Origin of the sequence: Pantoea sp. ICBG 985 (genome assembly GCF_002928365.1) — a bacterium.
Classification (GTDB): domain Bacteria; phylum Pseudomonadota; class Gammaproteobacteria; order Enterobacterales; family Enterobacteriaceae; genus Pantoea; species Pantoea dispersa.
In genome coordinates this window covers 95,100-115,497 of record NZ_POWM01000001.1, presented here as the reverse complement: position 1 = coordinate 115,497, position 20,398 = coordinate 95,100, and the positions used below count along the sequence as shown (strand labels likewise).

General features: G+C 58.7%; 23 protein-coding genes. 8 read left to right on the top strand and 15 right to left on the bottom strand.

Annotation, left to right across the window (positions count from 1 at the left end; all coding sequences use genetic code 11):
• Window positions 1-27: 27 nt before the first annotated feature.
• From C1Y42_RS00580 to C1Y42_RS00570, 3 genes are read right to left on the bottom strand one after another with little or no spacing between them, the layout of a single operon-like run.
• On the bottom strand, window positions 28-684 hold the full coding sequence (locus C1Y42_RS00580; protein WP_058781202.1) for a DUF799 domain-containing protein: 657 nt from the start codon (window positions 682-684) through the stop codon (window positions 28-30).
• Window positions 681-1,037, bottom strand: a complete 357-nt coding sequence (locus tag C1Y42_RS00575; protein ID WP_021507139.1) for a DUF4810 domain-containing protein — start codon at window positions 1,035-1,037, stop codon at window positions 681-683. The genes C1Y42_RS00580 and C1Y42_RS00575 overlap by 4 nt, the downstream gene beginning before the upstream one ends.
• Before the next feature lie 11 nt (window positions 1,038-1,048).
• Window positions 1,049-1,726, bottom strand: coding sequence for a CsgG/HfaB family protein (locus C1Y42_RS00570; RefSeq protein ID WP_104092638.1), 678 nt, complete (start codon window positions 1,724-1,726; stop codon window positions 1,049-1,051).
• Window positions 1,727-1,926: 200 nt separating this feature from the next.
• Here C1Y42_RS00570 and C1Y42_RS00565 point away from each other — a divergent pair, with 200 nt between their 5' ends.
• Window positions 1,927-2,307 carry a cell envelope integrity TolA C-terminal domain-containing protein gene (locus tag C1Y42_RS00565; protein ID WP_233210676.1) on the top strand — a complete coding sequence of 127 codons (381 nt, stop codon included), beginning with the start codon at window positions 1,927-1,929 and terminating at the stop codon, window positions 2,305-2,307.
• On the opposite strand, the gene C1Y42_RS00560 is transcribed toward C1Y42_RS00565, so the two are convergent.
• Both C1Y42_RS00560 and C1Y42_RS00555 read right to left on the bottom strand, forming a co-directional pair.
• Window positions 2,189-3,328: an AraC family transcriptional regulator gene (locus C1Y42_RS00560; RefSeq protein ID WP_021507136.1), complete on the bottom strand. Its 1,140-nt coding sequence runs from the start codon at window positions 3,326-3,328 to the stop codon at window positions 2,189-2,191. The two genes, C1Y42_RS00565 and C1Y42_RS00560, sit on opposite strands and share 119 nt — an antisense overlap.
• A gap of 229 nt (window positions 3,329-3,557) precedes the next feature.
• Window positions 3,558-4,562 (bottom strand): phosphotransferase enzyme family protein, encoded by a 1,005-nt coding sequence (locus C1Y42_RS00555; protein WP_021507134.1) that lies wholly within the window; start codon window positions 4,560-4,562, stop codon window positions 3,558-3,560.
• A gap of 267 nt (window positions 4,563-4,829) precedes the next feature.
• Here C1Y42_RS00555 and eat point away from each other — a divergent pair, with 267 nt between their 5' ends.
• The 3 genes from eat to C1Y42_RS00540 all read left to right on the top strand — a co-directional run bounded on the left by eat (window position 4,830) and on the right by C1Y42_RS00540 (window position 8,472).
• Window positions 4,830-6,194, top strand: coding sequence for an ethanolamine permease (gene eat, locus C1Y42_RS00550; protein WP_058758051.1), 1,365 nt, complete (start codon window positions 4,830-4,832; stop codon window positions 6,192-6,194).
• Window positions 6,195-6,403: 209 nt separating this feature from the next.
• Complete coding sequence (locus C1Y42_RS00545; RefSeq protein WP_104092637.1) at window positions 6,404-7,402, top strand: aldo/keto reductase; 999 nt, start codon at window positions 6,404-6,406, stop codon at window positions 7,400-7,402.
• Between the two features lie 137 nt (window positions 7,403-7,539).
• The gene (locus tag C1Y42_RS00540; protein WP_104092636.1) at window positions 7,540-8,472 is read left to right on the top strand and encodes a LysR family transcriptional regulator; all 933 of its coding nucleotides are present in this window, start codon (window positions 7,540-7,542) and stop codon (window positions 8,470-8,472) included.
• 60 nt (window positions 8,473-8,532) lie between these two features.
• Here C1Y42_RS00540 and mak read toward each other — a convergent pair whose 3' ends face one another.
• A complete protein-coding gene (gene mak, locus C1Y42_RS00535) occupies window positions 8,533-9,444 on the bottom strand; it encodes a fructokinase (RefSeq protein WP_021507130.1) in 912 nt (303 codons plus the stop codon).
• Between the two features lie 147 nt (window positions 9,445-9,591).
• On the opposite strand from mak, the gene rdgC reads away from it, so the two are divergent.
• Window positions 9,592-10,503 (top strand): recombination-associated protein RdgC, encoded by a 912-nt coding sequence (rdgC, locus tag C1Y42_RS00530; RefSeq protein WP_021507129.1) that lies wholly within the window; start codon window positions 9,592-9,594, stop codon window positions 10,501-10,503.
• Between the two features lie 195 nt (window positions 10,504-10,698).
• Here rdgC and ppnP read toward each other — a convergent pair whose 3' ends face one another.
• The 5 genes from ppnP to C1Y42_RS00505 form a co-directional block, all read right to left on the bottom strand.
• Window positions 10,699-10,983, bottom strand: a complete 285-nt coding sequence (gene ppnP / locus C1Y42_RS00525; RefSeq protein WP_010616577.1) for a pyrimidine/purine nucleoside phosphorylase — start codon at window positions 10,981-10,983, stop codon at window positions 10,699-10,701.
• A gap of 104 nt (window positions 10,984-11,087) precedes the next feature.
• Window positions 11,088-11,765 carry an AroM family protein gene (locus tag C1Y42_RS00520; protein WP_104093002.1) on the bottom strand — a complete coding sequence of 226 codons (678 nt, stop codon included), beginning with the start codon at window positions 11,763-11,765 and terminating at the stop codon, window positions 11,088-11,090.
• 2 nt (window positions 11,766-11,767) lie between these two features.
• A complete protein-coding gene (locus C1Y42_RS00515) occupies window positions 11,768-12,700 on the bottom strand; it encodes a DUF1177 domain-containing protein (protein WP_021507226.1) in 933 nt (310 codons plus the stop codon).
• Window positions 12,701-12,715: 15 nt separating this feature from the next.
• Window positions 12,716-14,275: an OPT/YSL family transporter gene (locus tag C1Y42_RS00510; protein ID WP_104092635.1), complete on the bottom strand. Its 1,560-nt coding sequence runs from the start codon at window positions 14,273-14,275 to the stop codon at window positions 12,716-12,718.
• Between the two features lie 182 nt (window positions 14,276-14,457).
• Entirely contained in the window at window positions 14,458-15,216 is a 759-nt protein-coding gene (locus C1Y42_RS00505) for an IclR family transcriptional regulator (protein WP_104092634.1), read from the bottom strand.
• Window positions 15,217-15,233: 17 nt separating this feature from the next.
• Between C1Y42_RS00505 and C1Y42_RS23340 the strand changes: the two genes are divergently transcribed.
• Window positions 15,234-15,428: a hypothetical protein gene (locus tag C1Y42_RS23340; protein WP_146068775.1), complete on the top strand. Its 195-nt coding sequence runs from the start codon at window positions 15,234-15,236 to the stop codon at window positions 15,426-15,428.
• A 76-nt stretch (window positions 15,429-15,504) separates the two neighbouring features.
• Here C1Y42_RS23340 and C1Y42_RS00500 read toward each other — a convergent pair whose 3' ends face one another.
• Both C1Y42_RS00500 and aroL read right to left on the bottom strand, forming a co-directional pair.
• Window positions 15,505-15,696 (bottom strand): YaiA family protein, encoded by a 192-nt coding sequence (locus C1Y42_RS00500; protein WP_021507229.1) that lies wholly within the window; start codon window positions 15,694-15,696, stop codon window positions 15,505-15,507.
• A 110-nt stretch (window positions 15,697-15,806) separates the two neighbouring features.
• The gene (gene aroL / locus C1Y42_RS00495; protein WP_058781195.1) at window positions 15,807-16,331 is read right to left on the bottom strand and encodes a shikimate kinase AroL; all 525 of its coding nucleotides are present in this window, start codon (window positions 16,329-16,331) and stop codon (window positions 15,807-15,809) included.
• Between the two features lie 332 nt (window positions 16,332-16,663).
• Between aroL and C1Y42_RS00490 the strand changes: the two genes are divergently transcribed.
• The gene (locus tag C1Y42_RS00490) at window positions 16,664-17,350 is read left to right on the top strand and encodes a DUF2076 domain-containing protein (protein WP_058775202.1); all 687 of its coding nucleotides are present in this window, start codon (window positions 16,664-16,666) and stop codon (window positions 17,348-17,350) included.
• Here the strand turns inward: C1Y42_RS00490 and C1Y42_RS00485 are convergent, their stop codons facing one another.
• On the bottom strand, window positions 17,351-17,794 hold the full coding sequence (locus C1Y42_RS00485) for a YaiI/YqxD family protein (RefSeq protein WP_010616571.1): 444 nt from the start codon (window positions 17,792-17,794) through the stop codon (window positions 17,351-17,353).
• A 144-nt stretch (window positions 17,795-17,938) separates the two neighbouring features.
• Between C1Y42_RS00485 and proC the strand changes: the two genes are divergently transcribed.
• Window positions 17,939-18,751: a pyrroline-5-carboxylate reductase gene (proC, locus tag C1Y42_RS00480; RefSeq protein WP_021507232.1), complete on the top strand. Its 813-nt coding sequence runs from the start codon at window positions 17,939-17,941 to the stop codon at window positions 18,749-18,751.
• A 116-nt stretch (window positions 18,752-18,867) separates the two neighbouring features.
• Here the strand turns inward: proC and C1Y42_RS00475 are convergent, their stop codons facing one another.
• Window positions 18,868-20,394 (bottom strand): FAD-dependent oxidoreductase, encoded by a 1,527-nt coding sequence (locus tag C1Y42_RS00475; protein WP_104092633.1) that lies wholly within the window; start codon window positions 20,392-20,394, stop codon window positions 18,868-18,870.
• Between the last annotated feature and the right edge of the window lie 4 nt (window positions 20,395-20,398).

Here is a 20,398-nt window from a genome sequence, read left to right as displayed (position 1 = left end):
GATCAGCTGATCGCCGCGCCAGGTAGATTAACGCGTTACCGGCGCTTTGTAGCGCGGACCGGCCAGCAGACCACCCTGCTCGTTCTGCGCTAACAGACGTGCGCTGGTGACACCCGCAATGGTGTGCGCTTTGTCGCCCGCGTTGCTGGCAATCTGTTTGATCGCCGCCGACACCAGCATGCCAATGATGCCGCCGTTGTTGTTGTTGCTGTTCTCAGAATCATTAGCGGTGGCCATGCCCTGCCACAGCTCTTTACCGCTGCGCAGATCGACCAGACGGGCAGTGGCCGAGACCGTGGTCACCGAATCAACCACCAGGTAGCTGCTGCCATAATCGGTAATCGAAATGTACAGTGCGCTGTCCGCGTTGAAGATGTCATGCAAGCGCTTCGTGCTCACCGCCTGAATTTCATGCCCGTTGCTCAGGCCGTTCTGCTGGAAGGTCTCTTCCACCACCGCCACCGGGAACACGTAGTAACCCGCTTCCGCCAGCGGCTGGGTCACCAGCGAGGTGAAGCTATGCGACGCGTTGATATCCGGCGCACGGTTATCGGCAGGCAGCACCAGAATAGACGCCGGCTTACTGGCACGGAAGGCGCTGTAGTCATACGGTTTCTTATTCTGGGCACAGCCGGTCAGCAGCAGCGCCGCGAATACGCCGCACACGGCAATCAGTTTTTTCATTGGTTCACTCCTTTTTTCTTCATCAGAAAGTCCATGTACGGGGCCGATTCCGGAAACAGCTGCTTCTCAAGGGCGAACTGGCTGAAAGCTTTATCCGTATTGCCGTTTTTGGCGTACAGCAGGCCCAGCTGGGCGTGCAGACCCGGTGCTACCGGCTTGTTCACCGCTTTGGCCTTTTCGATATCCAGATTCAGCGCATCAATCTGCTTCTGCGGATCGCTGTCTTTCTGGTAATAGCTGTAGACCTGCTGCTGGTAATCACCCCAGTAGTAGATCGGCTCCGGTCCTTTTGGCGCACAGCCGGCCAGCACGCCTGCCGCGATCAGCGCGGCGCTCAGTTGCAGTAATTTCATCGTCAATATCCTTATTTCACCGGGCGCCATGCGCCGTTATTGATGCCATCCACCAGGTGGTCGACCGCTTCACGGATCGCCAGATCCATCACTTTGCCGTTCAGGGTAGAGTCATAGCTGGCGGTACCGCCAAAGCCGATCACCTCACGCGCTGACAGCTGGTATTCACCCGCGCCCTGCACGCTATACACCACTTCTGAAGTGGTCACATCCACCACATTCAGGTTCACTTTGGCGTAAGCGATCTGGCTTTTACCGCGGCCGAGGATGCCCCACAGCTGCTGGTCGCCCACTTCTTTGCGCCCGAACTCGGTGATGTCACCGGTGATGATGTAGTTAGCGCCCTTGATGTTCTGCTGGCTGTGTTTGAAGTCGGCTTCCTGCTGCAGCTCTTTCAGGTTGCTGCGATCCAACACGTTGAAGCGATTGGTCTGCTGCAGATGCGTAATCAGAATGGTTTTGGATTGGTTGCCCAGACGATCAACGCCGTCGGAGAAAATCCCATTCATGTATGACGAACGGTTATCAAACTGTCCCACCGCGATTGGGCTGCGCACGCCCTGATAAACCGGCTGGCTTGCGGCGCGAACCTGAGGTGCGTCGATGGCGCGCGACGACTCGGTGGCACAGCCACTGAGCAGCGCGGCGCTTAACAAGGAGAGTGCCGCAAAGGCATATTTCTTCTGCATTTCTGGTCCATGAATAAAGGAAGGGATAACACCGCCACCAGGCGGCAAATTCTGGTTATGCCGACAGTCAGAGTAATGCCATAGCATTCCCTGCTGCGGTCTGTAGACTGTCGGCAGCAGCGCCAGGAATCTTTAGCGAAAATGCAGGCTTATTAATGAATTTAATTAATCGATTAGCGAGACTATCAGGTGGGTTAGTAATGATGGTGGGGCTCAGCGCCTGCCAGCAGGTGTCCGCGCCAGCCCCCAGCCTGGCCAATCAGTGCCAGCCGCAGGGCGATGCTGACAGCGCCGCCTGCCACTGGAGTGAAGCACTGCAGCAGCAGCTCAATAAGCAGTTTCACGATGCGGCGCGCTATGCCGGACAGCAGTGCTGGGTGCGCCTGGAGTGGCAGAACAGTGGGCGCTACGCGGTGACGCAAACCCAGGGCGACGAAGCGCTGTGTTTGCGCGCGTGGCAGCTTATTGGTCAGTCGCGCGGCTTACCGCCTCCGCCGCAGCGCGACCAGCCAGCGTGGTTTGGCTTTGCGCCACACCGGCCTGACTTACCAGCCCATCCTGGCGCCACTGGCGCGGGCTAATACCGAACCAGCGGCGGAAGGCGCGGGAAAACGCGCTGACCTCGGAATAGCCGAGCAGCAGCGCCATCTCCGAGATGGGCAGCTGTCTTTGCTGCAGATAGTGCGTGGCCATTTCGCAGCGCACCTTATCCACCAGCGCGCTAAAGCTGATGCCCTCTTCGCGCAGGCGTCGCTGCAGCGACCAGCTCGACAACCCCATTTTGCCGGCGATCTCCTCCAGTACCGGTTCGCCCTGAATGAGCGTCAGGCTGACCTGTGAACGCGCCTGTTCGACCACGCTCTGCACGCTGGCGCTGCTGTTGAGGCGGCGAATGGCATCCTGCATCACCATCAGCAGCATCGCATCCTGCTCCGGCATGGCGCGCTGCAGGTCGCGTTTCGCGATCAACAGTGAGTTAAACGGCTGATCGAACCAGACCGGCGCATCAAACACTTTGCAGTGCTCGTGCCACTGCTCCGGACGCGGATGTTCAAAGTGCACCTCGCGCGGCGCCCAGTTTTTGCCCGCCACGTGGCGAATCAGGTTGAGGAACATGCCGAGCGTCAGCTCCGCATCCTGACGGCGTGCCAGGATCGCCCCGTGGCGCACCTGATAATCGAGCCGCCAGCAGTCGCCCTTGTCCACCAGCCGCGTCAGCGTATCGTGCTGGTGCCAGGGAAACGCGTTCACTACATTATGCAGCGCCTGCTCCAGCGTCGGCGAGCACAGTCCGATGTAGCCAATTAACCCTAATGACTGCGGTTTGAACTGCCTGCCGTAATGCAAACCGAAGTTATCAAAGCCGGAGTGGCGCGCCGCTTCTTCCATCACGCGGCAATAGTTCACCAGCCCGAGGCTCAGTGTCGGGCTGGCCAGCAGTTCGGAATCGATACCGCTGATGCCAAAGATGCGATCGACATCGCCGCCTTTATCCGTAATGAAGGCGCTCAGACCGGTCGCCGCCGCGGCCAGAACGCCACGGTTGCTGGCGGGTGTGGCAAACGCGCTGAAGGCATCAGCAGCAGAGATGAGTGATTGCATGGGAACCTCTCAGGGATCGCGCGGATAACAGAATGAAGGGATCCAGCAATTTTCATACCAGCGTCACCCGGCGGCGCGCGGTGCAAGGCAATGCACCGCCTGGCCGCCGCTGGCGCGCTCCCGGCGGCGATCCGCGTCCCTGTCAGCGCGCCTGTGACGGCCGGCGCGCTTAATGCGCAGGCACCAGATTACGCCATCAGCGCACGCCGCTGCCCTCTGCTGGTGCAGGTCACGCGCCTACCGGCAGCTGGCTGCTCTCAAGATAGCGACGGCACAGCCGCACCGAATGGCTGGCCCAGTGCGGCCCGAGGCTGAGCGCCATCTCGGTATCGGCGTGCGTGCCCATCCACGCCGTCATCTGGATACGACGCTGGATCAGCAGCGTCGGCACCAGCGCCATCTCAGCATCGCTGATGTGCGCCACGCGTTCATAGCCGAGGATCCAGTTATCCACCCACTCCGCCGCACGCGGATGGTGCTCGACGAAGCTGATCGCGGCCGCCAGATCGTGCAGATACCAGCCCATGCCGCAGTCGTCGAAGTCGATCACCCGGGTCTCGCCTTTGTGCAGCAGCAGATTGGTCAGACGCAGATCGGCGTGGATCAGGCCGTAGCGATCGCGCTCTTTACCAAATTCCGCCAGCGCCTGCCCGGCGCGCTCTACCGCCGCTGCGATAATGCCGTGATCGGCCGGATCGAGATGCGGCGCATCCTGCCAGCGCCCCCAGTGGCTGTGCTCGCTGACCATGGTGTGATGATCCCAGATAATGCGCTGAAAACCTTCGGGTTTCTGCCAGCTGCGGCTGTGCTGATGCAGGCGCGCGGTGATGGTACCGAGCTGCTGAAAGGCTTTGGGATCGACGTCGGTGGTCGGCATCTCGCCGTCAATCCAGTGGAACAGCACCGCATGACGCGTGCTGCCGTCCGCCAGCGTCAGCGTCAGCACGCTTTCACCGTCGCACGCCGGGATGGCCTGCGGCACCATGATGCCGGTCTCGCGCAGCGCATCGAGCCACATCAGTTCACTGAGAATATCCGCTTTGCTGTGGTAATCCGGCCGGTGCAGGCGCAGCGCGTAGCGTTTGCCGCCGGCACGCAGCAAAAAGGTGGCGTTCTCCGAACGGCACAGTAATTGCAGCTCACCGTGCAGCGCGGCGGGATAGCAGGCCAGCGCACGTTGCGCCAGCAGGGTGATCTCGGCATCGGTCAGGGATTCGGCTTGTTTGGCGCTCATTCATCACTCTCCAGCATCAGTCTCTTTAAACCAGTGTTATCAGCATGGGATGAGGTCGTCCTGACTGCCTGACCGCAGAACAGCAAAAGTTGACCGCAGCGTACAGCCAGCGCTTTTTCTGGCAGCGAGTTGACCGCAGAGGACAAAACTCACTGCGCCGGCGTCAAGTTTTCCCGTCCCGGGCAGCGGCATTATCCCTTCACTGTAGCGCAAACCCACAATAGCGCGGTGCCAACGCCGCACAACAAGCATGACGGGGAGATGAAGATGACAGGCAAACTAAAACCCACGCTGGGCACCCTGCATTTATGGGGTATTGCGGTTGGACTGGTGATTTCCGGTGAGTATTTCGGCTGGAGCTATGGCTGGGGCGTGGCCGGGACGCTGGGATTCCTGATCACCACCGCGCTGATCGCCACGCTTTATACCTGCTTTATTTTTAGCTTTACCGAACTGACCACGGCGATTCCGCACGCTGGCGGGCCGTTCGCTTACAGCCGTCGGGCATTTGGCGAAACCGGTGGTCTGATTGCCGGTCTGGCGACGCTGATTGAATTCGTGTTCGCCCCGCCGGCCATCGCCATGGCGATTGGCGCCTACCTCAACGTGCAGTATCCCGATCTCAACCCCAAAACGGCGGCGGTCGGGGCTTATCTGTTGTTTATGGCACTGAATATTCTCGGCGTGAAGCTGGCCGCGATGTTCGAACTGGTGGTGACGGTGCTGGCAGTGCTGGAGCTGCTGGTGTTCATGGGCGTGGTATCGCCGGGTTTCAGCGTCGCTAACTTCGCCGCCAACGGCTGGGCCGGCAGCGACCATTTTGGCATGCCAGCGCTGTCCGGCATCTTTGCCGCCATCCCGTTCGCTATCTGGTTTTTCCTCGCCATTGAAGGCGCGGCCATGGCGGCCGAAGAAGCCAAAGATCCGAAGCGCACCATCCCAAAAGCCTACATCAGCGGCATTCTTACCCTGGTGGTGCTGGCGATTGGCGTGATGCTACTGGCCGGCGGCGCGGGCGACTGGCGCAAGCTGTCGGACATCAACGATCCGCTGCCGCAGGCGATGAAGATGATCGTCGGGGAGCACTCTAACTGGATGCATATGCTGGTGTGGATCGGCCTGTTTGGCCTGGTCGCCAGTTTCCACGGCATTATCCTTGGCTACTCGCGTCAGTTCTTTGCCCTGGCGCGCGCGGGCTATCTGCCGCCCAGCCTGGCGAAGCTGTCGCGCTTCCAGACGCCGCACCGTGCCATCATCGCCGGCGGTGTCATCGGTATCGCCGCCATTTACAGCGACGGACTGATCAATCTGCAGGGCATGACGCTGACGGCGGCGATGATCACCATGGCAGTGTTCGGCGCGATCGTGATGTACCTGATGAGTATGCTGAGCCTGTTTAAGCTGCGCCGCAGCGCACCGGATCTGGAGCGCAGCTTCCGTGCGCCGGGCTATCCGCTGGTTCCGGGCATCGCACTGGTGCTGTCGCTGGTGTGTCTGGTGGCGATGCTGTGGTTTAACCCGGTAATCGGCGGATTGTTTGTGGCGATCATGGTGCTCGGCTACCTTTACTTCCTCGCCACCAAAGCCCAGCGCGAGCGCGCACCGCAGGACTCCATGCTGGTTGGCGAGTAACAAACGCATTGCCCCTGCCCTTCAGGCAACGGAGACGGGTACACAGAGCTCTTTGAGTACCCGTCTCTTTCTGCCCCACGCGATAAATCCATCCCACCACAGCACCGCTCCGGTCTTGCTGCTGTGATACCTTTTTTGCATGACGAAAATGACAATTCATTACGCGTAATCGGGGTGCAACAATCAAAAAAAACACAAAAGGAGCCACTATGCACACCCGACATTTATCGCAAACCCTGACTGTCAGTTCGATCGGCTATGGTGCCATGGGACTGAGCGAATTTTATGGTCAGACAGACGACACCGCTTCACTGCAGCTGTTACACACGCTTATCGACCTGAATATCACGTTTATCGACACCGCGGATATGTACGGGCGGGGCCATAATGAGCGGCTGATTGGCCACTTTCTTGCCGGTCTGGATAACACCACGCGTGAGCAGTTTAACATTGCTACCAAGTGCGGAATCGATCGCCCCGTGGACCAGGCTTATGCCCGGACGATTAACAACCAACCCGACTACATCACCCGCTGCTGTAATGAATCCCTTAAAAGGCTTGGCGTTGAGCGCATCGATCTGTTCTATCTTCACCGCGTGAGCCAGGCTACGCCGATTGAAGAGAGCATGGAATGCCTGAGCCGCCTCGTTAAAGCGGGTAAGATCAACCACATTGGCCTGTGTGAGGTTTCTGCTTCAACCCTGCGCCGGGCCCATGCCGTCCACCCGATCGCCGCCCTGCAAACCGAATATTCACTGTGGACGCGCGATATCGAAGCTGAGATTCTGCCGGTGGTGAAAGAGCTGGGTATAGGTTTAGTTCCCTACTCTCCGCTGGGCAGAGGGTTTCTGACCGGAAAGTATCGTCATAACAGCGACTTCGCCGAGGGTGATTTCCGCAAAAATAATGCGCGCTTTAGTCAATCCAGCCTCGACCATAACGCCCAGCTTCTTGACGCGGTGCACCCGCTTGCTGAAAAGTACAGCTGCACGCCAGGGCAGATTGCGCTGGCCTGGCTACTGGCGCAATACGACAAGCTGATCCCCATTCCGGGAACGAAACAGACCCGCTATCTGGCGGAAAATGCGCAGGCCGCCGATATCGTGCTGGAGCAGGCAGATATCGCCTTACTGAACGCTATCCACCAGCATATTGAGATCAGGGGCGAGCGCTATTCTCAGGAAGGGATGAAAAGCATTAATGCCTGAAGCCATAACCGGGTAACGCCCGGTTATTTTTTCTGACGTCGCGCCGCCAGCCTGCTGCGCGTCCAGACCGATTAACCCCATATCCTGCTGATCTTTAGCGGGGTAGAATAACGTCTTTGATTACCCGGATGGACTCTATGGCGACGGCAGAGCACCTGATCAGCAACCATCTCCCCAGCGTGAAACAGCTTCAATGCTTTCTTGCGGTTGCGCACGAGCTGAACTTTCGCCGGGCCGCCGAACGGCTCAGAATGACTCAGCCTCCGCTAACCCGACAGATTAAGCGCCTTGAGGCCGTGCTGGAGCAGCCGTTGTTTAGCCGCAGCACCCATGACGTCAGTCTGACGGACGCTGGCCGGGCGCTGGTAATCAAAGCGGAGAAGATCCTTCAGGCGCTGAATGAACTCAAGCCTGGCTCGCTTTCTTCAGAAAAGCGCCTGCGTATCGGCCTCACTCGCACGCTGAATTTTGCACTGATTGCGCCCATTCACCAGCAACTGCTGAAACTGGACGCCGCCGACGATGTGGAAACGCCCGATCTGACGTCTGCGCAGTTGCTGCAGTGTCTGGCAAAAAACCGCCTGGACCTGGTACTGACGGGCGAAAGGGCAACCGGCCACGAAGATACCGTTCAGTACCAGTGGATCGGTCGTGAGCCTTTGCTGGTAGCAATGCCGGCCAGACATCCGGCCAGCCTGAAAGAAAAAGTCTCGCTGGAAGCGATCGGTGATTTACCGCTGTTCTGGTTTGCCAGAAGCGCCAATCCGTCGTTCTACGATAAATGTGAACGCTTGTTTTCACAGCTCCACACCCCGCTTAAAAGAGTTAAAGAGCCCGATGATTCACTGGTTATGCTGACACACATTGCCCGAGGAAAAGGCTTTGCCCTGATGCCGCAGTCGAAATGTACCTTTCATCAGGAAGGGTTGTGTTATCGCGCACTGGCTGACGATGAAGCGCAAAATCTGCATATCGATATTTATGCCGCCATCCGACTGAATGAAAACCGGCCAGCCGTGCTGCATGCGCACGATATCGTGTGTCACGCCGGTCAGTTAAGCCAACACTGACCCGCTTCGGCCCCCTCTTCCGCTGGAAGAGGGGTTAAGCACGCATAAAGCGTCGTTACGCTACCCTTTCACCGGCCACAGCCAGGCGGCACCGCGTACGCCGCTGGAGTCACCGTGCACCGCTTTCAGCACCGGCGTTTCGCACTCGCGGCCGAATACCCACTGTTTCATCAGCGTCGGCACCGTCTGGTACAGCCGATCGTTGTTGCTCATGCCGCCGCCGAGCACAATCACATCCGGATCGAGCAGGTTAACCACCTGCGCCAGCGATTTGGCCAGCCGCGTTTCATAACGGCTCATCGCCAGCTCGGCCACCGGATCCTGCTGCTCGATCAGCCGGATGATCTCCGCGCCCTTCAGCGCCTGTCCGCTGAGACGCTGATAATCAATGGCGAAGCCGGTGCCGGAGACAAACGTCTCAATACAGCCCTGCAGCCCGCAGTAGCACGGCACTTCCGCGCGATAACGCAGTTCGTCTTCATCCATCCACGGCAGCGGATTGTGCCCCCACTCGCCTGCGTTACCGTTACCGCCAATGCGTGATTCACCGTTGATGGCCACGCCTGCGCCGGAACCGGTGCCAATGATCACCGCAAACACCAGCGGCTGGCCTGCGCCTGCGCCATCGACCGCTTCGGAAACCGCCAGGCAATTCGCGTCATTGGCGATGCGCACGTCACGATTCAGCGCACGCGCCAAATCTTTGTCCAGCGGCTGGCCGTTGAGCCACGTCGAGTTAGCATTTTTTACCCGCTGGGTATAAGGAGAAATCGTGCCGGGAATGCCGATGCCGACCGTTCCCTGCTGCCCGGTCTGCGCTTCCGCCAGCAGGACTAAATCGACAATCGCCTGCACCGTGGCGGCGTAGTCGTCACGCGGGGTATTCACGCGGTGGCGGAACAGCTCCTCGCCCTGGTCAGACAGCGCAATCACTTCAATTTTGGTGCCGCCTAAATCAATACCGATACGCACGATTTATTCCTCATTATTCGTTCAGGTGACAGATACAGTAGAAGGCTGAATCGGGAAAGGCAATGAAACCACTCCGATGTTTCGCTATCATGCGCGCTGACTGTTTTAGACTTGTGCGCCCGATCGCACCCACGGTAAGGAATCCTGATGTTGTGGTTTAAAAATATGATGGTTTATCGTCTGAATCGGGACATCCCGCTGTCCGCAGACGATCTGGAAAAACAGCTCGACGCCTTCACCTTCACGCCGTGCGGCAGCCAGGACATGGCCAAAACCGGCTGGGTCTCGCCGATGGGCAACCGCAGCGAAGCGCTGACGCATGTGATTAACGGTCAGATAGTGATCTGCGCCCGCACCGAGCAGAAAATTCTGCCGTCGCCGGTGGTGAAGCAGGCGCTGGAAGCCAAAATTGAGAAGCTGGAAGCGGAACAGAGCCGCAAGCTGAAAAAGACCGAAAAGGATTCGCTGAAAGATGAAGTGCTGCATAGCCTGCTGCCGCGCGCCTTCAGCCGTTTCAGTCAGACCTTTATGTGGATCGACACCGTCAATAATCTGATCATCGTCGACTGCGCCAGCGCGAAGAAAGCGGAAGATACGCTGGCGCTGCTGCGTAAGAGCCTCGGCTCGCTACCGGTGGTGCCACTGACGCTGGAAAATCCGATCGAACTGACGCTGACCGAATGGGTGCGCTCCGGTGAATTGCCGGCGGGTTTCACCCTGATGGACGAGGCTGAGCTGAAGGCGATACTGGAAGATGGCGGCGTGATCCGCTGTAAAAAGCAGGATCTGGTTTCCGACGAGATCGCCACCCACATCGAAGCCGGTAAAGTGGTCACCAAACTGGCGCTCGACTGGCAGGAGCGTATTCAGCTGGTGATCGCCGATGACGCCTCGGTGAAGCGTCTGAAGTTCAGCGACACGCTGCGCGAGCAGAATGACGATATCGATCGCGATGATTTCGCCCAGCGTTTTGATGCCGATTTCATTCTGATGACCAGCGAGCTGGCGGCATTGATCAGCAATCTGGTGGAAGCGTTAGGCGGCGAAGCGCAGCGTTAAGCGGGCATCGCCGGCTGGAAGGATAGTACGGGTGTGTTTAACGGTCGCCATGAATGGCGCCCCTGCAAATATGCTGATTCATACCTGTAGGGTCAGCATTTATGCTGACCGCAGGCCACACCCCATGCTGGCGCATAAAAAAACCGGTAACGCCGCACAGGCATTACCGGTTGATCATGGATGCTGCTTTAACGCTTAAAGATAGCGGCACAGGTAAGACGTTGGCTCCGCCACCTGCAGGTGGAATTCGCTGTGGCCCGGCACGTTAAATACCGATCCGGCTTCGTACCATTTCCACTCGGCTTCGCCCGGCAGCAGCACTTTCAGCGCGCCGCTCACTACCGTCATCTCTTCTGGCTGGCCGGTACCAAAGGTGTATTCGCCTTCCGCCATCACGCCAACGCTGGCCCGGCCAATGGTCACGCTGTCGAAACCAATGGATTTCACTTTTCCGTCGAAATACTCACTTACGTTGAGCATGTTACTTCCTCACAGCACATTAGGGTTACCGGCAGATTACAAGGGAACTCGCTGATCTGTCACGCGAATTAGCGCCGCCCGTCGCAAGTTGTGATCGGCCTCGATCAGACGATCAGTTCAGCCGCCAGTTTCGCCACCAGCACATTCGACAGCAGCACCGGAATGCCCAGCATGTTCTGCAGGAAATCGCGGTGTTTCTGGTGATAACCGATACAGTCGAGCACCACCACATCAGCGCCCTGCTCCTGCAGAGTCAGTCCGGCTTCCATCAGTTCGCTCTGCTGCGCCAGGTATGGGCTGGCGACGGCAAAACAGGGCGAGCTTTGCAGGTTACGCCATTTGCTGGCCTGCTCAGCGATCTGCTCCTCAACCGGCACCACGATGCCGATTTTGTGCGTCTGTACGATGGCGCTGACCAGCGGCGGAATGATGCGATCCGGCTCCAGCAGCAGCGCCGACGTGGTTTTCAGCGTACCGAACTCACCGGTACACAGCAGCAGAATGGTGTCGTAACCCTGCTGCTCCAGCGCGGTAATTTTACGCTGTAGTCCCTGTTCGACGGTGGCCGCCGCCAGCCGTACCTGTTCGCCGCTGCTCATGCGCGAAACCAGCACTTTATCACCCGGCGCAGGCGCGTATAACTGCTCCACTTCGGCCAGCGTCAGGCCATCCAGCAGACCGGCATGCGCGACGGCGTCGGCGGGCAAATGCTCCTGCAGCAGCGGCAAAATATCGCTACGCGGTGACTGGCCAATGGTTAAGGTTACTAGCGACGGTTTCATCATCAGGCTTTCCGGCTGCGCAGGTGACTTAGGCTACCATACAAAGATAGCAGCAGCGCGTACTCCTGCGGGTCATAAAACTGGCAGGTCTCACGGCCAAACTCTTTGGCCACTTCCACCGCAAAGCGCACGGTCGCCGCGATGTCCACTTCATGGCTGGCGCCGGTGCCGCAGCCAGGCACCACGGATTGCGCACAAATCGCGACGCCCACCACTGGCACATCGGTGGCGGTGGACGGTTGCAGGATGCTGTTAAGGTGATACACGCCGTTGCCGTAAGGGGTGATGTCCTGCGTGGTGATCGGGAAGGTCACCGCAGGCTGACCGCTGGTCATCTCCATGATGCGCAGCAGATCTTCCGACACGCGCAGGATGTAGCCCTCTTTCACCGTGGGTGACAGCGCATAGCCCTTATGGTTGAGGATGCGGTTTCCTTTCGTGGTATCGATAGAGAGAATCGCGTCAACGCCCGCAACCACTTCGTTGTCATTCATGGTGATGTCGTCGCACGGCGAATCCATGAAGTCCACCGGCTCGTGCGGCCGGGTCGGCGCATCCGGACAAATATGGGTGGTCACGATCACGTCGCCGGCCAGCACGTCGCCTTTGGTCTGCATCTGTGCCAGCTTCAGCGCGCTGCTCACTGCAGCGACCGCACCGTCGGCGTCGGACACCATGCCGATGCGCGTCGGGCGCGCACCGATGCCGCCGAGACGGCCAATGATCCCCAGCGTCGGCGCGCTGCCGCCCCGGCTTTTGCCCTGGGCGCCAGGAATGTCGATGCGCACAAAATCGGTGCGCCCTTTTGGCCCACTGACGCGCTTAAAGCTGGCTTGCACGCCAGGATAGGCGGCGAACAGATCGACCACCTGCTGGCCATCCACGTAGGCGCTGTCGAGTAACTCAAAAACCTGTAGTGTCTGCTGTAAACTCATCGCTAAATCCCTGGATTATTTCTTACTGCTACTGGCAAAAAGTGAGTGGAAGAAGCTGTACAGCGCGTCGCCCGCAATGAATCCAGCGGCCATCACCTCCATCGGTGAACGTCCACGCTCGCCCCACACGCGCAGGATCAGGACACGTAACGCAATCCCGACCAGCACCGCCCAGCCTGCGGCGGCGTTGTTGATTAACAGACCGGTGGCTAACAGCACGCCGAGCTGGCGCTTAGGCCCGCCGATCAGCTGAATAATCGCTCCCGGAATCGCCCACATCAGCAGGCTACCGGCAATGCCCGGCTCCGCGCCGGCCTGAATGGTTTTGGCGTAAACGCGCGCCACCGGCGGCAGCAGGTTGTCGACAAAGAACAGGTTATGCGCATACCACACTACCGGAATTGCGATGACGAAAGCGATCATCGCGGCGATCAGCTGGATGCGGCGGCCCCACAGCTCCTGCTGCACATCGGCCCCGTTACCGCGCAGAATAAAGCCGGCCTTCAGGTCATAGCCCATATCAGCGAAGGCCGGACCGGTGGCCGCGGTGAAGCCGCACAGCAGGCACAGCGCCAGCGGCGGGAAGCCGAGCAGGATGCCGAGGATCAGGGTGATCAGCGCCACCGCGAAGGCCGGGAACCAGCCCGAGTGCATGGCGGCGATGCCGACAATCAGCTCATGCACAAAGGCGGCAAAGGCCGCGTAGATAATAAACAGCAGCAGCATCGGCAGGCCCATTTCGCTCCACAGCCCGCCACCCAGCGCCAGCAGCGCCGAGATCACGATATAGCCGACAGTTCCCAGGCCGAGCGCGCGTTTAACTTCGCTGTCGCTGCGGCTGACGTTGAGGTTGTCGTGACGGCGACTGCGAATCACCTGTACCACCTGAATCAGCGCCACCAGACCGGCTCCGACCATTACGCCGTGCGGAATGTACAGCGCGTTGATATCGATACCGGCAACCGGTTGCGCATAGGCACGCAGCAGGAAGCCGATGCCGAGCATGGTCAGCGCCCAGATATTGCCAATGAATGCCGTACCAAAAGCGGACATCGGGATTTTCAGCATTGAGCCCGCGACGCCACCCACGATTCCAGCCACCAGCAGCCACGCCTGGCGACCGCCCTTATCACCGGCTTTGATCGCTTCTGCCGCTGCCACGCCTGGTGGCCATGCATTGCTGGCCGGGAATACGCGCGTGTCGAACAGACGATACAGCAGCCACGCATCCAGCAGCATGGCCGCGCTGACGCCGACAAACAGCGGCAGCACCAGCTGCGGCTCACCCAGCGCCCACGGCACGGCAATCGGCATCAACAGACTGTTAGCGGCACCAAAGGTAGCGGAAGAGATGGCGGTCTGCGCCAGGTTCTGCACTTCGACTGAACGGTAGCGGCGAAACCACTGTAGCGGAATACGCGCCAGCAGCATGGCAAATAGCGCGCCGATAATAGAAGTATTGGGCGTTACCCCAATAGTTGTGATCAGCTGTACCCCAATGATGGCCCCTGCAACTGACAGCAGAACCAGCATCAGGCCCACGCCAATATTTTTTATTGGATTATCCAGACGCATATTATCCCCGTATTTTCACCCTGTAGAAAACGCGCAATGACATTGTGCCCGACACGCGGAACCTCAATGTTTTATTCATCGTTCCCTGATTATTGAAATAAGCAGGTCCGAAGACCTGCTATTTCCCCGGTGTGGCGCGAAGTATTACGCCTTGAAATCAAATTAGGGTTGTCCTGTTTTATTCAGGACGCTGCGCCATATTTTTCGGCCATCAGTGCAGCCGTTGCGCGCAATTCGCTGAGCAGCGCTTCCGGATAACCCGGGGCCGCTTCCTGCGAAAGAAATGAGAGACACAATGCGGCACTTTCACCGCGGTGTTTATTGGTTACCGCTACGGCAAGCGAGCTAATGCCAGGCAGCGTTTCATTGCGTGCCAGTGCCCAGCCCTGCTGACGAATCAGCGCCAGCTCTTTGCACAGTGCATCGATGTTCAGCGGTGAATTGATCGACGCGGTTTGCCAGTTATAGCTGAAGCGCGCGCGCACCTCGTCATCGCTCAGCTGCGCTAACAGCACGCGGCCGGTCGACGTGCCGGTAACCGATACCCGTGTACCCGGCGGCGTCACAAGCTGGGTAAAGAAGCGACCGTGGTACATGCGCATCACCAGCACATCGTCACCGTCCAGCACTGAGATATAGCCCATGCAGCCGCTGCTGGCCGCCAGGCGCGCCATCGGCGCCGATGCGCTGTCAATCAGCGGTGTCGAAAGATAGTGCCCGGCAACGGACAACAGCACGCGGCCAATCTGAAAACAGCGGCTGTCGGGATCGCGCTCCAGTAAGCCTTCGCTTTCCATGGTCGCCAGCAGGCGCGACACGGTACTTTTCGGCAGCCCCAGCGCCTCCACCACCTCGGTAAAGGTCAGGCCGGGATGGCCCTGCGCCACGCCAAAGCGCTGAAACAGCTTAAGCACGGCGGCGGCATTTTCGAGTGTGGTCATGGCGCTGGTTTCACTATATGGAACTGAGTTCCTGTATCGATAACCCGAAAGTAAAACGCGACGGTTTATCGGTCAAGCGCAAATTTTGCACCGGACAAAACGCAGGCTATTTAAGGCAGCAGAAAATAAGGGCTAAAGGCAAAATAAAAAGACGTTATCAGGCAGGAGAGCGATTAAACAGAAAAGACGGCAGCTTTTATCGCCATAATTAGCGCATCAGGGAAAATAAAAAATCTATTTAGCGACCGGACGTAATTACGCTAAAGCGGGCATCCCTGCCCGCCGGGATTATTCTTTTTCCACATCTTCATAGCGGTCTTTGGCATCCTGCGCTTCCGCTTCCGATTTATGTTCGCTAATTAAGGTATCCGGACGTGGATGGTCGGCCCGTAATTCATACCAGGTGACGGTATTGCCCGCCTGCCCTTTTTCAACGGCAACAATGCGCGCTTCTCGCGGATAGGGTGGTCTGGTTGGCATCGTTTTCCCTCTTATGTCAGGTTTCCACACAGACAGCGGTGATCCTCTGCCTGCTATTCAGTATAGACAATCGAGGATCGCTGTAAAAAAGAGGGAGAATTCTTAGGCAGTTAGCTGGCGCGGGCGAGAGACAGCGATTGCAGAATATGTTCCACCACCTGCTCCGGTGCCTGCATCGCGTTGACTTCATGGTGCGCGGCCTGACGATAGAGCTGCGCGCGTTCACGCAGGATATCTTCCATCTCTTCCGCGATGGGCCGGCCGGTCAGGGTGGGACGCTGTGCCGCTTCTGGCTGACGCTCCAGCCGATCGGCCAGTACGTCAGAGGGCGCGTTGAGCCAGATGACCTGGCCATGCTCGCGCATGAAGTGGCGATTGACGTCAGCCAGCACCATGCCGCCGCCGGTGGCGATTACGCTGGCAGGCGCGGTAACCGCCCGCAGCGATTCACTTTCACGCGCGCGAAAGCTGTCCCAGCCTTCCGTCGCCACAATCTCAGCCACGCTGCGCTGTGTGGTGAGCTGCAGGTGGTGGTCGGTGTCACGAAAGGCATAGCCCAGCGCTTGCGACAGCGCCTGGCCAATGGTGGTTTTACCGCAACCGCGTGCGCCGATCAGATAGATGGGTAATGACATCCGGGCTCATCCTCCGCCGTAGTCTGCCGCGCGGGCAACGTCATCAGGTCAATAATGCGTCGCATGATACCTGGATTTTATTTTATCAGCCAGCCGCGAAGCACGAATTACGCGTATTTCAGCGATAGCTAATGCCATTGTTTTGATTTTTAACGGGAAAACGATGCGCATTTCGTGCATCAGGCGATTTGTAAGCGCGGGGCAACATTTGCTTACCAGGCCGCTGATTTACTTTCTGTCACGCAGCCCGCATATACGCTTTATAGTTCAGGCAACGGACGTCCTGTTGGTCGCCTGAAGAACAACACGCTATGCCTAACCGGAGGTTCACCATGCAGAGCCAGGAACAACAACTTATTGAAAGCCTGTTCAGCCGTCTGAAACAGGCGGAAAGCCAGAGCGGCCCGCGTGATGCCGGTGCCGAACAGTTAATCAATCAGCATTTACAGAGCCAGCCCGGTGCGCCCTACTACATGGCGCAGGCGATCCTGATTCAGGAAGCGGCGATGAAAAAGCTCAACGCGCAGGTATCGGAGCTGGAGAGCCGTCTGGCGCAGGCGCAGCAGCAGGCCCCGCAGCAAAGCAGCGGCGGTTTCCTGTCGAGCCTGTTTGGCGGCGGTTCACGCCCGGCGCAGCCGCAACAGCCGGCATGGAACAGCGCACCGCAACAGCCACAATATGCCGCACCGCCTCAGCAGCAGTATGCTGCACCGGCGCGCGGTACCGGTTTCCTGGGGGGCGCACTGCAAACGGCTGTCGGCGTGGCCGGCGGTGTGGTGATGGCGGATATGCTCACCAGCCTGTTCCACCATTCGCAGCCGGAAGAGATCGTTAATATCATCAACGAACCGGCGCTGCCGCAGGTGGATGATAATCTGGACACCTTCAACGGCAATGACAGCAACAATGCCTTCCTGAATGACAATTCAGGCTGGGACAACAACAGCTTTGCCGATAACAATGATTTCAACGATTTCGGCAGCGGCGGTGATTTTGACGACGACGACAGCTTCGTCTGATTAACGCTGACGTAACCATTTATCCAGTTCGTTGGCAAACTGCTGGCGGTCTCGTGGGCTTAGTGCCGACGGGCCGCCGCTCTGAATGCCGCTGGCGCGCATCGTTTCCATAAAATCGCGCATGGTCAGACGCTGGCGAATGGTATCGCTGCTGTAGCGCTCCCCGCGCGGATTCAGCGCTGCCGCCCCTTTCTCCAGCACTTCTGCTGCCAGCGGGATATCGCCGGTAATCACCAGCTCGCCCGGCTGCACGCGTTTCACAATCTCGTTATCGGCCACGTCAAAGCCGGCAGCCACCTGCAGCGTTTTCAGAAACGGCGACGGCGGTACGCGCAGCGGCTGGTTAGCGACGAAAGTCACGGTGACTTTGGTGCGCTCAGCGGCGCGATACAACACCTCTTTGATGACATTGGGACACGCATCGGCATCCACCCAAATCGACATGTTTAATCCTTATTAACGGGCAATGCCTGCGATCTTGCCGCGCTGACCGCGAATGGCAAATGTTATTTGTGCGCGACTTGTTATTCACCGCCGCTGACGTAAGCTAACCCACTGAGAAAACCGAACCACGTAAAGGATAAAGCGATGCTGGAGAAGAAAATCGGGTTTGTCGGCTGCGGCAATATGGCGAAAGCCATCATCAGCGGCCTGGTGAACAGCGGGCAGATCGCCCCGGCCAATATCTGGGTGCACGATCGAAAACCCGACACCAACCAGGCGATGGCGCAGCAGTATGGCGTGACGGCGGCAGAAAGCGTCGAGAGTCTGGCACGTGAAGTGGACATTCTGTTTGGCGCGGTGAAACCCAACGTGATTCTCAAAGTGCTCAAGGATCTGGCCGGCCAGCTGAAGAAAGATGCGCTGGTGGTGTCGATTGCCGCAGGTGTGACGCTGGATTCGCTGGCGGCGGTGCTCGGTCACGATCGTAAAATCATCCGCGTAATGCCGAATACGCCGTCGCTGGTCAACGAAGGCATGACCTCTATTACGCCGAACGTGCTGGTAGAACCGCAGGAAGTGGACGAGGTGGTGACCATTTTTGAGAGCTTCGGCAAAGCGGCGGTGGTGAACGAGTATCTGATTCATGCCGTGGTGGGTGTCAGCGGCTCGGCACCGGCTTACGTGTTTATGTTTATCGAAGCGATGGCAGATGCCGCCGTGCTGGGCGGCATGCCGCGGGCGCAGGCTTATCAGTTTGCGGCGCAGGCGGTAAAAGGTTCCGCCCAGATGGTGCTGGAGACCGGCAAACACCCTGGCGAACTGAAAGATATGGTGTGCTCACCGGGCGGCACCACCATTGAAGCGGTGAAGGTGCTGGAAGAAAAAGGCTTCCGCGCTGCGGTGATGGGCGCGATGCAGCAGTGCATGGCGAAGTCCGAGGCGCTGAGTAAGCAGTGATGGTGCGGGTTTCCCCTCACCCTAACCCTCTCCCGCAGGCGGGAGAGGGGACTGTTGGGTGCTCGTTTGTCTCTTCCGCAGGCGGGAGAGGGGACTGTTGGGTGCTGGCTTCAGGATCAGCCCTGATACGCTTCAAACAGCGCCAGGCCTTGTTCCAGCGTCATTGGCTGCTGCATCTCATGCACCAGCGCGGCGGTGAGCGTATACATGCCGGCTGAACACACTGCCGCAATCATGCCCTGCTGGCAGTAAAAAGCGATGAAGCGTTTGTCCTGCAGCGATCCCAGCAGGCGATAATCATCCCACTCCTCTGCATGCCCCAGATACTCATAGCGGGTGCCGTAATGCGCAGTCCAGAAGAACGGCACGCGATCGTACATGATGCGTTTGCCCAGCATATTCAGCGCGGCAATGCGCCCCTGCTGATGCGCCACGCGATAGTGCTCAATGCGCTGCACGCCACGCGGCGTGAGATAGCTGGCAATATCTCCCGCGACCCAGATGTTTTCACTGACCCGCAGCTGACTGTCGGCCAGCAGGCTGCCATCCTTCTGTAAGGGCAGGTCGTGAATAAAATGGGTGGCCGGCACAATGCCGGTGGCAAACAGCACCTGGCTGGCTGGCACGGTTTTGCCACCTTTGAGCCGCACGCCACTCACTGCGCCTTCGCCGGTCAGCGCTTCCGGTTCACCCTCGACAAATTTCACGCCGTTGCTGCGGTGCAGCTCATAAAAATGACGGCCAATCTCTTCGCCGAACTGGCTGGCAAACGGCAGCGGATGACGCGCCACCACCGTGACATCAATGTCGCGGTTACGCAGCGCACCGGCCACTTCCATACCGATAAAACTGTTACCGATAATCACCAGCTGCTGCGCTTCATCCACCTGCGAAATCAGCGTGTCGGCCTGGCGCAGTGAACGCAGCAAATGCACGCCATCCAGATCCTTGCCCGGGATATCAAGCGGCTGCGGCACGCCGCCGGTCGCGATCAGCAACTGGTCAAACTTCACCAGCTGCCCGTCTTTCAGCACCAGCGTCTGCTCCTGCGCCTTCAGCTGCACCACCTCCCCCTGTAGCCACACCACCGGGCCCAGCACATCCTGTTTCAGCAGCTTTGGTACCTCATTGATGGCCATCTTGCCGGAGGGGACAAATTTACTCAGCGTGGTGCGATCGTAAGGTGCGTCGCTTTCACGCTCGATACGCACAATACGACCGCTAAAGCCTTCATCGCGCAGCGTCCAGATCGCAGCACTGCCCGCCGCGCCAGAGCCGAGAATCACGCACACCGGCGCTTCACCCTGGGCCACCGGCGCACTGGCTGGCGACATCGCCTGCGGATTGATCAGCACCTGCCCCTGTTCAATGCGCACCGGATAGCGTTTGAGATTGGCCAGCGCCAGCGGCTCGCACATTTTGCCATCGCGCAGCTCAAACACCGCCTTATGCCACGGACACACCAGTTTGTCGCCGCACACTGCGCCCTGCTCCAGCGGTGCGCCCGCGTGCGGACATTTTGCCTGCAGCGCCTGCACGCGGTCGCCGTCGCGAATCAGCACCATATCCGTTTCGCCGACGGTCACTTTAGTGGGTTTACGCTGCGCCAGCGCCTTGAGTTCCACGACAGATTGATAGCTCACGGTT

Bases quoted from the DNA above. Each gene is read 5' to 3' on its own strand.
- C1Y42_RS00510 (WP_104092635.1), bottom strand. From the start codon at position 14,275: ATGCGTCTGGATAATCCAATAAAAAATATTGGCGTGGGCCTGATGCTG.
- C1Y42_RS00570 (WP_104092638.1), bottom strand. From the start codon at position 1,726: ATGCAGAAGAAATATGCCTTTGCGGCACTCTCCTTGTTAAGCGCCGCG.
- C1Y42_RS00580 (WP_058781202.1), bottom strand. From the start codon at position 684: ATGAAAAAACTGATTGCCGTGTGCGGCGTATTCGCGGCGCTGCTGCTG.
- C1Y42_RS00575 (WP_021507139.1), bottom strand. From the start codon at position 1,037: ATGAAATTACTGCAACTGAGCGCCGCGCTGATCGCGGCAGGCGTGCTG.
- eat (WP_058758051.1), top strand. From the start codon at position 4,830: ATGACAGGCAAACTAAAACCCACGCTGGGCACCCTGCATTTATGGGGT.
- C1Y42_RS00520 (WP_104093002.1), bottom strand. From the start codon at position 11,765: ATGAAACCGTCGCTAGTAACCTTAACCATTGGCCAGTCACCGCGTAGC.
- C1Y42_RS00560 (WP_021507136.1), bottom strand. From the start codon at position 3,328: ATGCAATCACTCATCTCTGCTGCTGATGCCTTCAGCGCGTTTGCCACA.
- C1Y42_RS00490 (WP_058775202.1), top strand. From the start codon at position 16,664: ATGCAGAGCCAGGAACAACAACTTATTGAAAGCCTGTTCAGCCGTCTG.
- C1Y42_RS00505 (WP_104092634.1), bottom strand. From the start codon at position 15,216: ATGACCACACTCGAAAATGCCGCCGCCGTGCTTAAGCTGTTTCAGCGC.
- C1Y42_RS00555 (WP_021507134.1), bottom strand. From the start codon at position 4,562: ATGAGCGCCAAACAAGCCGAATCCCTGACCGATGCCGAGATCACCCTG.
- C1Y42_RS00515 (WP_021507226.1), bottom strand. From the start codon at position 12,700: ATGAGTTTACAGCAGACACTACAGGTTTTTGAGTTACTCGACAGCGCC.
- aroL (WP_058781195.1), bottom strand. From the start codon at position 16,331: ATGTCATTACCCATCTATCTGATCGGCGCACGCGGTTGCGGTAAAACC.
- ppnP (WP_010616577.1), bottom strand. From the start codon at position 10,983: ATGCTCAACGTAAGTGAGTATTTCGACGGAAAAGTGAAATCCATTGGT.
- C1Y42_RS00540 (WP_104092636.1), top strand. From the start codon at position 7,540: ATGGCGACGGCAGAGCACCTGATCAGCAACCATCTCCCCAGCGTGAAA.
- proC (WP_021507232.1), top strand. From the start codon at position 17,939: ATGCTGGAGAAGAAAATCGGGTTTGTCGGCTGCGGCAATATGGCGAAA.
- C1Y42_RS00485 (WP_010616571.1), bottom strand. From the start codon at position 17,794: ATGTCGATTTGGGTGGATGCCGATGCGTGTCCCAATGTCATCAAAGAG.
- C1Y42_RS23340 (WP_146068775.1), top strand. From the start codon at position 15,234: ATGGAACTGAGTTCCTGTATCGATAACCCGAAAGTAAAACGCGACGGT.
- C1Y42_RS00500 (WP_021507229.1), bottom strand. From the start codon at position 15,696: ATGCCAACCAGACCACCCTATCCGCGAGAAGCGCGCATTGTTGCCGTT.
- C1Y42_RS00565 (WP_233210676.1), top strand. From the start codon at position 1,927: ATGATGGTGGGGCTCAGCGCCTGCCAGCAGGTGTCCGCGCCAGCCCCC.
- C1Y42_RS00545 (WP_104092637.1), top strand. From the start codon at position 6,404: ATGCACACCCGACATTTATCGCAAACCCTGACTGTCAGTTCGATCGGC.
- rdgC (WP_021507129.1), top strand. From the start codon at position 9,592: ATGTTGTGGTTTAAAAATATGATGGTTTATCGTCTGAATCGGGACATC.